General features: G+C 46.9%; 13 protein-coding genes. 4 read left to right on the forward strand and 9 right to left on the reverse strand.

Going from position 1 to position 16,450, the window contains the following annotated elements:
* Genes H5T88_08190 through H5T88_08230 form a run of 9 tightly spaced genes read right to left on the reverse strand, consistent with a single transcriptional unit; the run spans position 1 to position 9,108 of the window.
* On the reverse strand, positions 1-984 hold the full coding sequence (locus H5T88_08190; protein ID MBC7330319.1) for a Gfo/Idh/MocA family oxidoreductase: 984 nt from the start codon (positions 982-984) through the stop codon (positions 1-3).
* Positions 984-1,985 carry a class II fructose-bisphosphate aldolase gene (locus H5T88_08195; GenBank protein MBC7330320.1) on the reverse strand — a complete coding sequence of 334 codons (1,002 nt, stop codon included), beginning with the start codon at positions 1,983-1,985 and terminating at the stop codon, positions 984-986. Before H5T88_08195 ends, H5T88_08190 begins: the two co-directional genes overlap by 1 nt.
* Positions 1,972-2,658 (reverse strand): TrkA family potassium uptake protein, encoded by a 687-nt coding sequence (locus H5T88_08200; protein MBC7330321.1) that lies wholly within the window; start codon positions 2,656-2,658, stop codon positions 1,972-1,974. Before H5T88_08200 ends, H5T88_08195 begins: the two co-directional genes overlap by 14 nt.
* A 1-nt stretch (position 2,659) precedes the next feature.
* Entirely contained in the window at positions 2,660-3,070 is a 411-nt protein-coding gene (locus H5T88_08205; protein MBC7330322.1) for a TrkA family potassium uptake protein, read from the reverse strand.
* A 10-nt stretch (positions 3,071-3,080) separates the two neighbouring features.
* Complete coding sequence (locus H5T88_08210) at positions 3,081-4,100, reverse strand: rod shape-determining protein (protein MBC7330323.1); 1,020 nt, start codon at positions 4,098-4,100, stop codon at positions 3,081-3,083.
* Positions 4,088-5,362 (reverse strand): UDP-N-acetylglucosamine 1-carboxyvinyltransferase, encoded by a 1,275-nt coding sequence (gene murA, locus H5T88_08215; protein ID MBC7330324.1) that lies wholly within the window; start codon positions 5,360-5,362, stop codon positions 4,088-4,090. Before murA ends, H5T88_08210 begins: the two co-directional genes overlap by 13 nt.
* Positions 5,355-6,695 carry a TldD/PmbA family protein gene (locus H5T88_08220; GenBank protein ID MBC7330325.1) on the reverse strand — a complete coding sequence of 447 codons (1,341 nt, stop codon included), beginning with the start codon at positions 6,693-6,695 and terminating at the stop codon, positions 5,355-5,357. The genes murA and H5T88_08220 overlap by 8 nt, the downstream gene beginning before the upstream one ends.
* Complete coding sequence (locus H5T88_08225; GenBank protein MBC7330326.1) at positions 6,692-8,089, reverse strand: TldD/PmbA family protein; 1,398 nt, start codon at positions 8,087-8,089, stop codon at positions 6,692-6,694. The genes H5T88_08220 and H5T88_08225 overlap by 4 nt, the downstream gene beginning before the upstream one ends.
* A gap of 44 nt (positions 8,090-8,133) precedes the next feature.
* A complete protein-coding gene (locus H5T88_08230) occupies positions 8,134-9,108 on the reverse strand; it encodes a hypothetical protein (GenBank protein ID MBC7330327.1) in 975 nt (324 codons plus the stop codon).
* 124 nt (positions 9,109-9,232) lie between these two features.
* Here H5T88_08230 and H5T88_08235 point away from each other — a divergent pair, with 124 nt between their 5' ends.
* The 4 genes from H5T88_08235 to H5T88_08250 are packed head-to-tail and all read left to right on the forward strand — an operon-like array spanning position 9,233 to position 16,447.
* Positions 9,233-12,181, forward strand: coding sequence for a glycoside hydrolase family 3 C-terminal domain-containing protein (locus H5T88_08235; protein ID MBC7330328.1), 2,949 nt, complete (start codon positions 9,233-9,235; stop codon positions 12,179-12,181).
* Positions 12,178-13,926: a cobalamin B12-binding domain-containing protein gene (locus H5T88_08240; GenBank protein MBC7330329.1), complete on the forward strand. Its 1,749-nt coding sequence runs from the start codon at positions 12,178-12,180 to the stop codon at positions 13,924-13,926. The genes H5T88_08235 and H5T88_08240 overlap by 4 nt, the downstream gene beginning before the upstream one ends.
* Positions 13,907-15,481, forward strand: a complete 1,575-nt coding sequence (locus H5T88_08245) for a DUF5060 domain-containing protein (protein ID MBC7330330.1) — start codon at positions 13,907-13,909, stop codon at positions 15,479-15,481. Before H5T88_08240 ends, H5T88_08245 begins: the two co-directional genes overlap by 20 nt.
* A gap of 15 nt (positions 15,482-15,496) precedes the next feature.
* A complete protein-coding gene (locus H5T88_08250; protein MBC7330331.1) occupies positions 15,497-16,447 on the forward strand; it encodes a glucosamine-6-phosphate isomerase in 951 nt (316 codons plus the stop codon).
* Positions 16,448-16,450 lie beyond the last annotated feature (3 nt).

Raw genomic sequence — 16,450 nt, forward strand, 5'->3', positions numbered from 1 at the left:
TCATAGATAATTCGCTATTTCAACGCTTTTACCAGATTTGATTGAATCAAGGGAGGCAAAGACCATTGCCAGGCTCCTCAGGTTATCAAAGCCGTGGCACTCCGGTTCCCTGCCTTCCTCAATAGCTTTACGGAATTCCTCAAGCACTAAATCCCTTCCCTCTAAAGGAATACGCAAGGTCTCAACTGGAGTGATGCTATCTCCCTCGGCTTTGAAGATTCCCATTTCGCTCCATAGAATGGCAGTATCCTTTCCCTGAATTCTCCATACTCCGTCCCAAGGTGTTTCTGCCCCGCTACTCACCCAGGAACCGAAGTAGCCCGCTTTGATTGATTTATCCATCTCTATGAAGGCGAATAGGCAGGGGTCGCCCTCAAACCATGACCAATCCGGACGCCAGGAAAATGCGGTTATGCGAACTGGGTCTGAAGCGGTGATATAGCGAAGGAGGTCAAAATGATGGATGGACATATCTATCAGGAGTGGATAGGGCATCTTATCCCTAAAGCCACCGAAGTGGGGAGCTTTGTGGAACGATATTTGGACATAGCTTAAGCCCTCTAATCCCTCAACCACTTTCCTCAGCGTTCTCGCCATACTGCTGAAACGATAGTTCTGGCTTACCATCAAAATTTTGCCCTGCTTCCTTGCTAATTCCGCCATATATTTCGCATCAACCATATTGTCGGACAGTGGTTTTTCGGAGAGAACATGCAAACCCCCTTTGAGAGCGATTTCGGCAAGCTCTTTGTGCGTAGCGGGTGGTGTGACGATTAGAAGTGCATCTGCGGGCTTCTTCTCTATTGCCTCCGATAGATTTGTGAACCCCATATCCTTCGGAAGCCCTCTTTCCGAAAGGGCTTTATTTAGGATTTCCTCGTTGATATCAACTAAGGCAGTTAGCTTAACATTAGGGTTTCGCAGGACGATATCAGTCCAGGACCAGCCGAAACCGCCTGCACCAGCTTGTATTAGCTTAATCATTAGGAGCTCCCTCCTTTTAAGACATCAGCGACTATTTTTGCTATTCTCTTTGCCAATTCTTCATCTGTGAAGGAAGGCAAAGCGCTTGCATCCCTAGCGTGGGTGCAAGCTTGGCAATTCCTGCAAAGATGGCTGGGAGTGGAGCACTTTCCTGTTGAGCCAAATATATCCATATAGTACTCTACCGCTTCTCTTACCCCTTCCTTGCAAGCTGACATAATATCGGGATAGGTTACGGAATCTCCGTCTCTGTTAACTAATGCCCTGATTCTCTCGGTTGCCAGCCTCTGCATATCGTAATAAATGTTTATCTTTCTCACACCTAATTCAATCGCTCTTTTTACATCCTCTGGTGGGATGCCGGAGCCACCGTGGAGGACAAGGGGGACATTAGTAAGCTCTTTGATTTTCTTCAATCTTTCAAAGTCAAGTTTGGGTTTCCCCTTATATTTTCCGTGAACCGTGCCAATAGCCACGGCGAGGGCGTCGCAGTTTGTCCTTCTGACGAACTCGGCAGCTTGTAGTGGGTCTGTAAGGAGTTCAGGAGGTGGAGCTTCACCTCCCTCAGCCTTCCCGTAGCCTCCGCCCACTGCTCCCAGCTCTGCCTCAACTGAGACACCAACGGAGTGGGCGAAATCAACAATTCTTTTTGTCATCTCCACATTTTCCTCAAAGGGAAGGTCGGAGCCATCAAACATAACAGATGTGAATCCGCATTTAATTGCTCTCATTATCGCATCTATTGATTTCCCGTGGTCTAAATGAACCGCAACGGGAACGGGGAGCTCCTTAGCTGCTTGATGAATTGCTGGCGCAAGGGCTTCCATATCAACAAAATCAAAATGCACCTGCGCCACGCATAATGAAAGAGGAGAAAGCTTTCTCTTGGCAGCTTCCGCTACTGCCTTTACCCATTCCAGGTTAACGAGAACAAATCCTCCCACAGCATATCTTCTCTCTTCCGCATCTTTTAGTAATTCGCTGAGGTTAACTAAGCTCATTCTCTTGTCCTCCTTCCTTGGGAGCGAGTATTTCTCTAAGAGCTTCAACCTGCTCGCTCGCGATTAAACCGATAATTGAATCACCAGCTTCTAAAATAGTTCCTCCAGAAGGTATTATTATGTCTTTGTTTCTCAATATGGAGATAAGCAAACAGTTTGGAGGGAAGCTTATGTCTTTCACGCTCTTACCAACAACAGGAGAATCCTTGCTCACCACTACCTGAACTATCTCATATCCTCCCTCCTTAAGGAAAGCAAGGAAGTGGATTTTATCGGTTACTATTTCCTGTCTTATGAGGTCGTAGATTATGCGGGTTCCACAGATTGTTTCATCTACGCCGAGTAGCTTCATAATCTCTTCGTTCTGTGGCATATTAACCCTTGCGATGACGCGGGGTACATTGAACCTCCTCTTAGCCATCTGACAAATGGTGAGGTTATCCTCGTCGTGCCCTGTCACAGCAACGACAACATCCGCCCGGGAGCACCCCAATTCTTGAAGGACGCGCATCTCGCAGCCGTCTCCCCAGTAAACGGCTTCTCCCAGAACCCTTTCCAAAAAAGCCCAACGCTGCTTATCTTTCTCTACAAGGATGACTTCATATCCATCTCTTAGCAGAATCTTAGCGAGATTAAACCCGACCTTTCCTCCGCCAACTATTATCACATACATTTCATTCACCCTCCGTAAGGATTTTCTCCAATATAATATTTGAAAGAATGGTTGTTTGGCAAACCGTGGGTATGCCGAGCGAATGGTAAGTCTCTGCCCTGAGCGGGTCGTTTATCCTTGCAAGGATGCGGGGGACCTTGAAGATGTCCCTTGCCATTTGTGCGACCATGGCATTGGTGTTATCTCCATTTGTAAGAGCGAGGAAGACATCCGCCTCCTCAATTCCCGCCGCTTTAAGAGCTTCTACATCTATGGCTATCCCGATAATCTTCCTTCCCGGGAAATCTTCCGGCAGACGCCTGAAGGCATCTGGATCCCTATCTATGATGGCAACAGACCATCCTTTTTCCGCTAAAGCTTGAGCTACAACAGAGCCAACTCTACCGCAACCGACAATTATCGCCTTCTTCATAGCGCATCAATCACTCCTCCTTGATATAGCCTTTTTTACGATATTCTTTTAAATTCTCCAAAATCCTTCCCGTCCCTAGGGCAACGCAGGAAACGGGGTCCTCAACTAATTTGAAAGGTATGCCTATTGACTCCGATAGATGAGAAGCAAGCCCTCGCAAGAGGGAACCTCCTCCCGTGAGGGTTATACCTCTTTCCGCGATATCAGCAGCGAGTTCCGGAGGTGTATGCTCCAGAACTTCCTTTATCTTGTCCTCAATAACTTGCACTACCTCTAAAAGAGCCTCCCTGATTTCGTTTGCGTCAACAGTAATTGTACGAGGTAAGCCTGTAAGCAAATCTCTCCCCCGTACCTCTATTTGGGGTGGGTCATTCTCGTACTTATCCAAGGAGCCTATCTTTATTTTAATCTCCTCAGCTGAACGTTCGCCAATCATAAGGTTGCTTTTTCGCCTCAGATATCTTATTATAGCCTCGTCCATATCCAATCCCGCCTGGCGAACAGAAGAGCGCACGACTATCCCCCACAAAGAAACAACACCTATGCTTGTTGTCCCACCTCCTATATCCACTACCATATTCCCCGTTGGTGTGTCTATGGGGAGTCCTGCTCCCAGTGAGGCGGCTATTATCTCGTCAACCGGATATACTTCCCCAGCTCCTGCCTCCTTACAGGCATCTATTACAGCCCTTCTTTCTACGCCCGTGGCGCCAGTGTGAACGCTAATCACGACGCGGGGTTTGAAAAAGGAACGATATCCTTTAAGCTTCTTGAGGAGGAGATAAAGCATCCTCTGTGTAGTGGTGTAATCTCCTATGACGCCACCCATGACGGGGCGCCCAGCGGTTATGTAATCGGGCGTGCGTCCAAGCATTATATAGGCTTCCTCTCCAATAGCTAAGACCTCGCCCGTGATTATATTCTTCGCAACTACTGATGGCTCCCGCATTATTATGCCCTTCCCCCTGCAATAAACTATCGTGCTATAGGTGCCGAGGTCTATACCAAACTCCGGTGTTAGACTAAACATTCTCTGCTTTCTTCTGCCACTCTCTTAATAGATGCCCCTAAGGAGGCGAGCTTCCCTTCTAAATTCTCATATCCTCTATCAACATTTTCCAAACCAGCGATTTGGCTTTCTCCCCTTGCCATTAAAGCCGCGATTATCAGAGCTGCTCCCGCTCTAAGGTCGCTTATCACAACAGGTGCTCCCGTCAGCTCTTTCACTCCCTTTATTACAGCCGTGCGTCCTTCTACCTTCACATCCGCTCCCATCCTTGCGAGCTCGCTTAGATACTTGAATCTGCTATCGTATATTGTTTCAGTGACCATAGATGTGCCCTCAGCAACCGTCAGAAGAGCGGTGAAAGGCTGCTGCATATCGGTTGGGAAGCCGGGGTGGGGGAGAGTAACGATATTGACGGGTTTGATTGGTCTTTTCCCGATAACCCTAACGGCGTTCTCCATCTCCAGAACCTCGCAGCCTGTCTCCCTCAGTTTTTCTATAACGGGCTTAAGATAAACGGGGTCTATTCCCTCTATCAAGACATCTCCTTCGGTTGCCGCAGCCGCTATCATAAAGGTCCCTGCTTCCATTCTATCTGGCATAATCTCATAAGTTATCTCCTTGAGGCTTTCCACCCCCTGTATTTCTATGACCCTTGAATCTATGTATTTGATATTTGCACCCGCTTTATTCAGGAAATTGAAGAGGTCGTGAATTTCCGGCTCTTCGGCAGCGTTTCTGATATAAGTGGTGCCTTCCGCCAAACTCGCGGCAGTAGCGAGGTGGCAGGTGGCTCCTACGCTGGGGAAATCAAGATATATATCCGCCCCGCTCAATTTATCAGCATAGGCTTCAACATATCCATGCTCCATCCTTATCTCCGCGCCCATAGCCTGCAATCCCTTCAAGTGGAAATCAACGGGTCGCGTCCCTATATCACAACCTCCCGGAAGGGGAACCTTTGCTCGTCCACAGCGAACCAGAATTGCACCGAGGACATTGAAGGAGGCTCGCATTTTCTTGACCAATTCATAAGGTGCCTCGCAACTTTCTATATCTGTAGCATCTATTTCCGCAAATTCCTCTTCCAGCTTTACTTTAACCCCTAACTTCTTCAACATCTCAAGCATTGTCCAAACATCGCCGATGCGAGGGAGGTTATATAATTTCGTCTTTCCTTTCACCAAGAGGGTAGCAACTAATATGGAAAGGGAGGCGTTTTTGCTACCGCTGACTCTTACCCTCCCAATTAATCTCCTCCCACCTTCTATTATCAACTTATCCAATCTCTCCACCTCCTACCCTGAGATTTTTGACCCTTATAGCGGGCATTTTAACGCCGGGTTCCTCCCGGTAATCCTTAGATATAGCGTCTATATTCTTGAGCAACTCCAAGATATTGAAACCGAGCATCGTATTCTTTAGCGGATAAGCCTTTTCTCCCTCCTCAATCATAAAACCGAAATCTATCGGACCAGATACATCACCGCTCGCCATATTAGGTTGAACCCCTACGCTGAGAACGAAAAGTCCCCTTTTCATATCATTTATCATTTCATCAAGCGTCCAATCGCCCAGTTGAATTTGAAGATTGGTGGGAGATATGCCCACTCCTCCCCTGTAGGAGTAGCGAGCGGCGTGTCCCGTATTTTCCTCTCCCGCTTTATTAGCGGTATATGAGTTGTGAAAGTAAGTCATCAGAACACCTTCTTCTATAAAGTTTAACTCCTTATGGGGCACTCCTTCTCCATCAAAGCTTGCAGATGACATACCACCTTCTATTAGTGGCAAATCCTGAACGCTGAAACCTTCCCAGGCGATTTGTTCTCCCTTCTTTCCCACGAGAAAGGACCTTTTCCTTTGAATGTCCTCGGCGTTGGCTGCTCCCGCAATAGCGCCTATTATCCCCGGCGACATTAGATATGAGAAGACTACCGAGTATGTTCCCGTGGGCGCTTGCTTTGCACCGAATAATTCCTTAGCCTGAAGGCAGGCTTTCTCTCCTATGTCAACGGGGTGAAAATCCTTTAGATTGCGAGCCTCATCAAAATCATAGTAAGAAGCGACTTCCCCGTCTTTCTGAAGGACGACCATCACGCTCGCATATATCCCGGTTTGGCTATCTTCCACCTCCACTCCCTCCGTATTGGCTATAGCATACTCAACGCTTCCCGCTGATATACCTCCCGAGATAATAGCCTTTTCATCAATTCTTTTCGCTCCCTCTATTATCTCTTCTCCCCAGTCCGCTAAATCTTCAGGGGATAGAAGGGCGATTTTCTCGTCGTAGAGACCTTTAACCTTTTTCCCTTCAGCTGGTGAGGGAAGCGATTTGAAATCTGGGTCGGGTTGAGCCGCCTTCGCCAGCGAGATAGCTTCCTCCACTACCTTGTCAATGTTTTCTTCTCTCAAGGGTGAAGAACAGGCGAAGCCCCTCCCTCCTTTGTGAAAGGTTCGCACAGACATTCCCTCATCGTAATGCACTTCAACTTGTTTTAATGTGGATTTCTCCCATTTCAAACTGATGCCCTTCCTTCTCTCTACAAAAATATCCGCTTGGTCTATCTTGCCCTTTAGCTTCTCAATTCCCTTGCGTGCTATCTCCAATATCTCCATCATCTTCTACCCCCCACGGTTATCTCCTCAACCAAAACAAATGGACCACCGTCGTCCACGAAGGCGGTTTGCCCTCCCTTCCCGCAGTAGCCAGGCGAGGCAAGTCTGAAATCCTTGGAAACGCCCCTTATTTTCTTGAGGGTCTCAAGCGTCATTCCCGACATAGAAACATCCCTCAAATGCTCTTTCAATTCGCCGTCTTTCACCAAATACGCTTCCTCCACATTGAAAGTAAACTGTCCTCTCTCTGGAAAAACATACCCCCATCTACCTCCCTTGAGATAAACACCATTTTTCATTTCCTGCAACATCTCTTCAAAAGTCCAATCTCCTGGGCACATAAAGGTATTGCTCATCCTCACTATTGGAGGAGACTCATAACTTTCGGCTCTTGCATTTCCGCTTGGTTTGGCGTTCATCTTTTTGGCGGTTTCTAAATTGTAAAGATAATCAACGAGCACTCCATTTTCAATTATAACATTTCTTTTCGCGGGAGTGCCCTCGGAGTCAAAGAAATAGAAGCCGAAAGCTCCCTCTATCGTTGCGTCATCCACTATGCTCACGCAGGGGGCTGCTATTTCCTCGCCTTTCTTTTCTTTGATTATTGATTGACCTGACCAAACGGCGTCAGCCTCCGCGTTATGTCCCAATGCTTCGTGGACAAAAAGACCAACTACCTCTGGGTCCAAGATGGCGGGAAATGTTCCCGCGGGCGGAGGCGAAGCGGAAAGGAGGGAAAGGGCTTTATTCCCCGCTTTTAGGGAGAAGTCCTCTGGATTGAACTCCTCTAAAAGCTCGTAGCCCTTCGCTCCTCCTCTTCTCTCCGAAGCGGATTGCCTTATATCTCCCTCGGAAGCGGTTACGAAAATGGAAGCGAGGGTGTGGACGAGCTTACTTTCCACTTTTACTCCGAAGCTGTTACAGACAATCTCTTCCCTCACGATATCGCTCAGGGAGGTGATAGTGTTTTGAATTCGTTGGGGGTCAAGGTTTCTCGCTTCCCTTTCCCATTCCGATACCTGTTTAGCTTTATCCTCAGGAGAAACATCCTCGGGAGAAATCTTGCAGTGGAGCTCCTTTTTAGCTGTGAATGATTTCATTTCCTCCACTTCGGCTTTGTCCTCCACCTTATTTCGCAGGACATTCGCTGAGGCAATAGCCTCTTCCAGGGAGGCGGAGAGGTCCTTCTTTGTTAAGGAAGCGGTTGAGGCAAACCCCCAAGCGCCATCTAATATCACCCTAACCCCCACGCCTGCCAATTCCCTTTGCGAGAGTTCCTCAATTCTTCCGTCCTGTGCCCTAATATAAGAGAACGCTCTCCTCACGAACCGAGCCTCAGCGAATGAACATCCTTTATCTTTTGCTTCTTCAATAAGCCATTCCAAGATGTCTTCCATGCTGAATTTATTATAATTCAAAAATATCAATAGGTCAAAGAATTTTAAGAACTATAGATTTGGGCGCCGTATTCAACGAAGGTTTCAGCCATTGCTTTTATCTTCTCCCAGGGATGTCCTACAGCATCGGGAGAGGGATACCACTTAGCGATAAAACCTCCGTTGAATCTGCCGAATGCATCAATTAGTTTCTTCGCGTAATTTTTTACATCCTCCACCGTTCCCCTCACCATTGTGTTTTGAATATCAACAGGACACCAGAAGCAGAGCCTCCCACCAAATTGTGAAGATAACCTCTCCACTCCCATATTCTCTTGCTGGTCCATCTGGATAACATTCAACTTCGCGTCAATCAATCCCTCAAGGATATCAATTATATATCCACAGCTGTGAAGGAACGTTAGAATTCCCTTGCTTCTCGCAAAACTGTAAACCTTTTTGTATTTCGGTTGCCAAACCTGCATCCATATCTCTGGCTTCACCATAAGCCTGTTTTGCAAACCCCAATCGTCTGCAGAGATTATACCATCTACACCAATCTCTGCGAATCGCTCTATCGCCGTCATAGCTATATCGCAGAGGATATCCAAAAGCTTGTCCAATTCCTCTGGATGAAGATATGGGTCAGTCCAAGCTTCCTGATGTCCCCTTAGGTATTCAAGGCGATGAATAAGGCTAAAGGGTATATCAGCTAAAACGAACTTTTCCCCTTTGTTTTGTTCAATAATCTTTTTGGCTCTTTCATACCTCTGCTTTTTCTCATAGTTTGGGAATTTAAAGCTTTTGAGATTTGCATAATCACTTAGAGGATGATAAATCACCTGACCCATTGTGATTGTATCGCTTGGCAATCTCCCCCAGATACAACCCCATTCATCTTCCCATTTGCTTTGCGTTTTGATTTTCGGGGTCCACTCGGGGTCAGGGTCGCAACCCACGAAGATGAAATCGCTTCCCCAGGGAGGTGGCAAATCATAGGGAACCCTATCGGGCTTTTGGAAAAGAACAGCTCTTTTCACTCTTTCTCGCGATGTCATTTTTAGAAAATGATAACCACTGCTTTCCCAGCTTTCAAGTTTTTATTGATTAATTTAGCTCTTTATATTAAGATTTTATAGATCATATTTAAAAGGAGGCGAGAGCATGCCTTTTGCGCTCCTATTAATCTTCATCTTCGCTTTGATAGGTGCATCGGGAGCTGATCCCTATTATCTTCCCCAGGATATTCAGAATAAGGAAATCTACCACGATGGCTGGATAGATTTCAATAAGAACGGCGTTATGGACCCGTATGAGAATCCCAAGCTTCCGATTGATCAGAGGGTAGATGACTTACTTAAAAGAATGACCTTGGAGGAGAAGGTATATCAATTGCAATCGGGAGGGGATTTGCCTGTGGGGAATCTCACCTGCGTTACGAGGGGGTTTCTCCCACGGGAGGGAGCTATAAAGAGCAACCAGTATCAAAGAAGGGCAATAGAGGAGACGAGGTTGGGTATACCTGTAATAGTCCACGATGAGGCACTCCATGGCATAGTTGCTCGTGGTTGCACAAGCTTCCCTCAAGCCATAGGGTTGGCTGCTACTTGGGACCCTGATTTGATGTATAGAGTAGCGAAGGTGATAGGCAAGGAGACGAGGGTAAGGGGAATCCATCAGGTTCTATCGCCCGTGGTTAATATAGCGAGGGATGTGAGAGCTGGGAGGACGGAAGAGACTTATGGAGAGGACCCATATCTAACTGGTGTAATGGGCGCTGCTTTCTGCAAAGCCTTAAGGGAAGAAGGAGTTATAGCTACGCCTAAGCACTACGCTGCAAACTTCGTTGGGGATGGTGGAAGGGATAGCAACGAGATTCATTTCTCTGAGAGAATATTGAGGGAGATTTATTTCCCCGGCTTTCGTTCCTGTTTCAAGGCTGGAGCTCTATCCGTAATGTCAGCTTATAACTCAATAGATGGGATACCCTGTTCAAGCAATGAGTGGTTATTAAAGGAGGTATTGAAGTGGGAATGGGGTTTCCCCGGCTTCGTTGTATCTGATTATGGAGCTGCTGCTGGGGTTTTCCATTCCCATCGTGTAGCCTCGACTTTGGAGGAGGCAGCCTCTCTTTGTATAAAAGGTGGATTGGATGTTGAACTTCCCGGAGTATATATTTATGGCAATCCCCTTATTAAGGCGATTCAGCAGGGGATGATTTCCCGGAAGGATTTGGATGACGCTGTGCGGAGGGTTTTAAGGGCTAAGTTCCTCATAGGGCTTTTTGACAATCCATATGCTAACCCAGAAGAGGCGGAGAGAATCTGCGGTTCAAATGAGAATGCTCAGCTTGCGTTAGAGGCGGCGCGAAAAGCGATAGTCCTTCTAAAAAACGAGGGCAATCTTCTTCCCTTGGATAAGAACAAGATTAAGAGGATAGCGGTGATAGGACCCGTCGCTGACCAAGTCAGATTGGGTGGATACAGTGGTCAACCTCCCAGGGGTGTTTCTCCCTTGGAGGGAATAAGAAACGCGGTCAATCCTGGCACGGAGGTCGTTTTTGTTAGGGGTTGCAATTTGGAGTTGGGTAAGGTCTACTTCAATGCGATTCCCTCTAAATATTTGCGAACTCCCGATGGTAAGGAGGGTCTAAAAGGGGAGTATTTTGCAAATCGCGATTTACAGGGTTCTCCTGCTCTTGTGAGGGTAGATAGGAGTATAGATTTTGATTGGGGATTAGGTGCGCCAGCCTCCAATTTATCCACCGACAATTTCTCAGTTCGCTGGACGGGGAAGCTGATAGCGCCCGAGACGAGGACTTACGAGATTTATGCTCGCACGGATGATGGTGTGAGGTTATGGATTGATGGGAAGCTTCTCATAGATACCTGGCGTGATAGGGCAGCGAGCACGGATACCGCGAGGATAAATTTGGTCGCTGGGCAAGAATATGACATAAAGATTGAATATTATGAGCATCAGGGATTCGCTGTTGCCCAGCTGGGATGGGATTATGGCAAGAAAGAACTTCCCCCTGGAATCCTTGAGGCTGCTGAGGAGGCTAAGAAATCTGATGTAGCGATAATTTTCGTTGGGATTTTTGAGGGTGAAGGAGCGGATAGAGCGCATATAGATTTACCCGGTTTCCAGGAGGAACTGATAAAGGAGGTTGTTAAAACTGGAACGCCCACGGTGGTCGTGATAATTGCTGGGAGCGCAGTAACAGGCGATTGGATAGACAGTGTTCCAGCGATTTTAATGGCTTGGTATCCCGGTCAAGAGGGTGGGACGGCGATAGCGGAGACCCTCTTCGGGGAGAACAATCCCGGAGGCAAGCTTCCCTTCACTTGGCCTAGATATGTTGGTCAGCTCCCTCTCTATTACAACTTCAAGCCAACAGGAAGAGGCTATGACTATGTGGATATGCCTGGTTGGCCTCTTTTCCCCTTCGGACACGGCTTGAGCTACACGAAATTTGAATACAAGAACTTAAAGATAGAAGCGGATGAGAACAGAGGCAACGTATTCATAAGCTTTGAGGTGTCAAATGTAGGAAATAGGGAAGGGGAAGAGGTGGCACAATTGTATCTGCGCGATGTAATTGCCTCCCTTGCGCGCCCAGTTATGGAGCTGAAGAGATTCAAGAGGATAAAGCTTGCACCTGGTGAGAGCGCAGTTGTTAGGTTCCAGTTGACGCCCGATGACCTTGCCTTCTACGACATAAACATGAGGAAAGTCGTTGAGCCAGGAGATTTTGATGTTATGGTGGGTAGCTCGGCTGGCGATATAAGGTTGAAGGGAAGCTTCAAGGTCAGTCGCATGATAAGGACGGCTTTTGACTGCCTTCTCTTATCCTCCGAGAAAGTAAAGGCTAAAGCGGGAGAGCTTGTAAGGATTTCACTTCTTGTGAGTAATAAGGGAGCTATTTCAGACCTTTGCCCCGTTTACCTTTACCTCAACGGAAATCTTTTAGAGAGCCATAGGGTAGACCTTGCGCCCAGGGAGAGAAGGGCAGTGGATTTCTGGGTTGAAGTCCCCAAGCCGGGCAAGTATGAAGTTAAGGTCGGCATTCCCGAACAGCTTAAGAAGGTGGTTTTAGAGGTGGTTAGATGAAGAGGGTAATAGCGGGAGCTATAGGAAATTGCATCCACATCGCTGGCGTTGTTAACTTTCTTCGCTTGGCTGAGAGTCTCGGCTATGAGACGATTTTCCTTGGTCCGGCAGTTCCCGTTGAGGATTTTGTAAAGGCTATAGAGGAGTTCAACCCGGATATCGTGGGAGTGAGCTATCGCCTTACGCCGGAAGTCGGGGAGAAACTTTTATCCGAGTTTCAACAACTGATAGAAAAGAGGAAGCTAAGGGAAGGCAGAGTGTTCCTATTTGGTGGGACGCCTCCAGTTTGTGATGTAGCGGCGAAAATAGGTATATTCAGCGCTGTTTTCACTGGTTTGGAGCCCCAAGAAGAAATTTTAGCGATACTAAAAGGTGAAAAGAGAGAGGAAAAGGAAGAGGATTTCGGTAACACTCTACTTGAGAGAATAAGAAAGAAACATCCCTACCCAATTCTACGCCATCATCTTGGTCTACCATCCCTTGAGGAAACCATATCAGCCGCTCGCAAGGTAGCATTAGCGAAGGTTTTAGATGTTATCTCCATAGCCCCAGACCAAAATGCACAGGAGCATTTCTTCCGTCCTCAGGAGATGGACCCTGCTCTTGATGGAGCTGGTGGTGTGCCCATTCGGGCGCCAGAACATCTGCTCGCTATTTTTGAAGCCACACGTTGTGGAAATTTCCCCCTTTTACGCATCTATTCCGGGACAAACGACTTGGTGAAATGGGCGGAGCTGGCTCAGCAGACTATAAGAAACGCCTGGGCGGCAATCCCTTTATTCTGGTATAGCCTCTTGGATGGACGCTCTAAAAGACCGCTTCTCCAAGCTATAAGGGAGAATCAAGAGGGGATTAAATGGCATGCGGAGAGGGGGATTCCCGTTGAAATAAACGACCCCCATCAATGGGGATTAAGGGATGCCCACGATGCCCTTGAGGTAGCCGATGCCTACCTCTGCGCCTATAACGCTAAACGCTTGGGAGTTACTCATTATGTCGCCCAATACATGCTTAACACACCTCCTCATATCTTCGGCTCAATGGATTTGGCTAAAACTTTGGCGAAGATCGAAATGGTTGAATCCTTACACGATGATAATTTCACCACTTTCAGACAAGTTAGAACTGGACTCCTTTCTCTTTCCCCAGACTTAAACATAGCCAAAGGTCAATTGGCTTCCTCAATAACCCTTTCCCTTGCTTTGAGACCGTACATAATCCATATAGTGGGCTACTGCGAGGGTGACCACGCAGCGGGAGCGGAGGAGATAATTGAATCCTGTAAGATTGCGAGGGGGGTTATTGGAAACTATTTGTTCGGTTTACCCGATATGACGAGGGACCCAATCGTGCAGGAAAGGAAGAGGCAATTGATTCAAGAGGCGAAGCTGATAATAGAATTCATCAAATTGCTTGGAGGAGGGCGAGAGGACGCTCTAATTGACCCTGAGGTTTTAGCGAATGCTGTGAAGTTAGGCATCCTTGACGCTCCGCACCTCAAAGGCAATCCTGAGGGAGCGGGAATTGTGGAAACGCGAGTTATAGGTGGAGCAGTTTATGCCATTAACCCCAAAACAAAAGAACCAATGACGGAAAGGGAAAGGTTGCTCTTTCTGATAGAAGAAGGAAGATTGCCCCCTGAGGTTGCTGAGAAAGGGAAGGAATTGCTCGTTTCGTTTCCCATGGATAAGGTCATTCCCCCCTTGAAGAGAAAAGGAAAGGATTATGAGAAGAGACATAGATAAAATCCTGTTCCCCATTTTCCTCCTCCTTGTTTTACTCCTTTTCGGTAGTTCTTATTGCGAAGCCGAGCAAAGGATAGGGAAATGGGATTTGTTTGAGCTTTCTATAAAGGGAGGAAAATTTTACGACAACCCTTTCAAAGATGTTTACTTAATAGGCGAATTTGTTCATTCAAAAAGTAAAAGAACGCTCAAGATTTTCGGTTTCTACGATGGCGGGTTGATATGGAAAATCCGATTTATGCCGGATGAGGAGGGGGAATGGAGCTATAAAATATATTTTTCCGATTCCTCAAATAAGACAGTAGAAGGGAAATTTGTTTGTGTTCCCTCCAAGATTAAGGGACCTTTGCGTGTATATCCTAAAAATAAGATATGGTTGAGCTATTCTGATGGAACTCCTTTCTATATGTTTGCGTTCTGTTTGGGAATGGTGGATAGCTTGCCCGACCTAAATGTCTTGGATGAAACGCTTGACTTTATCAGAAGCTACGGCTTCAACACAATCGTTGGTCCCCATATCGGCATAAGCCAGATACCAGGAGTCAGCTATCGTGCTCCCTGGATTAATACAGGGGAAGGTCTGGATTTTTCTCGCTACGACCTCCACTTCTGGCGAAATATGGACAAAGTAATCCTTGCCCTGAAAAAGAGAAATATGTTTCTTATACCCTTCAGCATATTCGGTGGAACAAACGGGGTGCCGAGAATGCCGATGGATGAATGGGAAAATTTCATTAGGTATTGGACTGCTCGCTGGGCGGGTTTTTACAATGTAACTTTCCAACCTATATCGGAATGGGAAGAGGGTTTTAAAGCTGAGGAAGTGATGGAAATTCTCCAATTGATAAGGAAATACGACCCCTGGAAAAGACTGATAAGCGTTCATTCCTGGGATTATAGCAAAAGGGCACCTCAAATTTGTCGCTCCCTTGCTTATGATTATTTCACTTTACAGGATAAGCTGACGGATTGGAATTACGGGAAATATAGGAATGTAATGGAAGAAATGAGAAAAGTGGCGGAGAAGCCAATCCTTGCCCACGAGTGTATTTGGGAAGGCAACATTTATCAGAAGGAAGCGGGACTAGATGTTGATAATTTGAGAAGGGGGTCTTGGACAATCATATTGAGTGGAGCTTATCTCGCCTATGGGGACGATGTTGAGCCGCCGAGGAAAGTAGGTAGGGGAGGTGGACAGCCGATGTTCAGCACTTGGGGAGCTCTAATGAAACCAGCTGGACTCCTTTATCCCCATTTAAAATTTATGTTCCAAGTTCTTAGCTCCATTCCCTGGTGGAAGATGAGACCATATTATGAGATAGAGAGGGGGAAGAATGTAGCTTGCATGGCATCTGAAGATAAAACTAATCTTATAATCTATCTTCCCGAAGGTGGAGAGGCGGAGATAAAAGGTGTTTCTGGCAGATTTGAGGTGAGATACCTTGACCCACTCTCCTTCAAGGAAATAAAAAAGGAGGAACATAATTCTAAAGAGGGAAGAATTAGACTATTGACTGACAAGGAGACGATATTTATCCTTGAGAGGAAAAGATAAAAGGAGGCGATAGATGTGGATTTGCTCAGCACAATCAAGGGTTCGCTTTTGGAGAATTTCTTTCCCAAGGGTTGGGATTTGGAGAAGATAGATAGATGCTGTTCAAATCCTCCAGATGCGATAACGGAGAGGCAGGCTTGGTGGCATAAGGATTTCAAACCCGTTCCCTGTGAAACGCTTGAGGAGTTCAACATGAAGATGGGACACGAGATAGCGGTTGAGATTTGTGAGGCAAAGGAAAGAGGGCAAAAGCTTATTTTAATCCTCCCTGTAGGTCCTATGGGGATGTATAAGTGGGTTGTTTATTTCCTCAAGGAATGGGGAGTGGACTGCAAACATATCTACGGTTTCAATATGGACGAATGGAGCGATAAGGATGGTAATACCCTGCCGCCCACTGCTCCGGGAGCCTTCCAAAACGCAATGGAGAATGCTTTTTATGGACCATTGGGAGATTTCACTGTCCCGGAAAATCAGCGTTTCTTCGCCACGAAGGAGCTTCTTCCGAAATATCCGGAGAAAATTGGTGAATTAAGAGAAGAAGGGGCGAGGATGGTTCTCGTGTTCGGCATCGGAAGGGTTTTCCACATAGCTTTTTGGGAGCCTCATTTCGCGGAAGAATTCTCCTCCGTGGACGAGTGGAAAAGACAGGAATACAGATTGGGGGCGAAGCTTCATCCCTTGACGATAGAGCAGAATGCGATAACGAGCTTCAAGAGCAGGACAACCCTTGTCCCATGCTTTGCCAACACTATCGGACCGGGAATCTTCCTGAAGGCGGATAAGATAATAGGAGGGGCTGATGGAGCCCTTGGAAGGGGTATGATGTGGCAGGGGATGAGCCTTTGGGTTACTTTGAGATATGGACCCGATATATGGGTTCCGAGCAGCTTTATGCCCACCCTCCCCGGCAAGCTGTTCTTCCTCAAGGAGCTCGCCGGTCCTCTAATCCCTGAATGTAATTGAAGG

This window comes from bacterium (assembly GCA_014360495.1).
Lineage (GTDB): Bacteria > Armatimonadota > JACIXR01 > JACIXR01 > JACIXR01 > JACIXR01.

What these genes read in the sequence shown, in the direction of transcription:
- H5T88_08200 (MBC7330321.1), bottom strand. Translation starts at nt 2,658, where the DNA reads ATGTATGTGATAATAGTTGGCGGAGGAAAGGTCGGGTTTAATCTCGCT.
- H5T88_08210 (MBC7330323.1), bottom strand. Translation starts at nt 4,100, where the DNA reads ATGTTTAGTCTAACACCGGAGTTTGGTATAGACCTCGGCACCTATAGC.
- H5T88_08240 (MBC7330329.1), top strand. Translation starts at nt 12,178, where the DNA reads ATGAAGAGGGTAATAGCGGGAGCTATAGGAAATTGCATCCACATCGCT.
- H5T88_08245 (MBC7330330.1), top strand. Translation starts at nt 13,907, where the DNA reads ATGAGAAGAGACATAGATAAAATCCTGTTCCCCATTTTCCTCCTCCTT.
- H5T88_08225 (MBC7330326.1), bottom strand. Translation starts at nt 8,089, where the DNA reads ATGGAAGACATCTTGGAATGGCTTATTGAAGAAGCAAAAGATAAAGGA.
- H5T88_08220 (MBC7330325.1), bottom strand. Translation starts at nt 6,695, where the DNA reads ATGATGGAGATATTGGAGATAGCACGCAAGGGAATTGAGAAGCTAAAG.
- H5T88_08235 (MBC7330328.1), top strand. Translation starts at nt 9,233, where the DNA reads ATGCCTTTTGCGCTCCTATTAATCTTCATCTTCGCTTTGATAGGTGCA.
- H5T88_08205 (MBC7330322.1), bottom strand. Translation starts at nt 3,070, where the DNA reads ATGAAGAAGGCGATAATTGTCGGTTGCGGTAGAGTTGGCTCTGTTGTA.
- H5T88_08190 (MBC7330319.1), bottom strand. Translation starts at nt 984, where the DNA reads ATGATTAAGCTAATACAAGCTGGTGCAGGCGGTTTCGGCTGGTCCTGG.
- H5T88_08195 (MBC7330320.1), bottom strand. Translation starts at nt 1,985, where the DNA reads ATGAGCTTAGTTAACCTCAGCGAATTACTAAAAGATGCGGAAGAGAGA.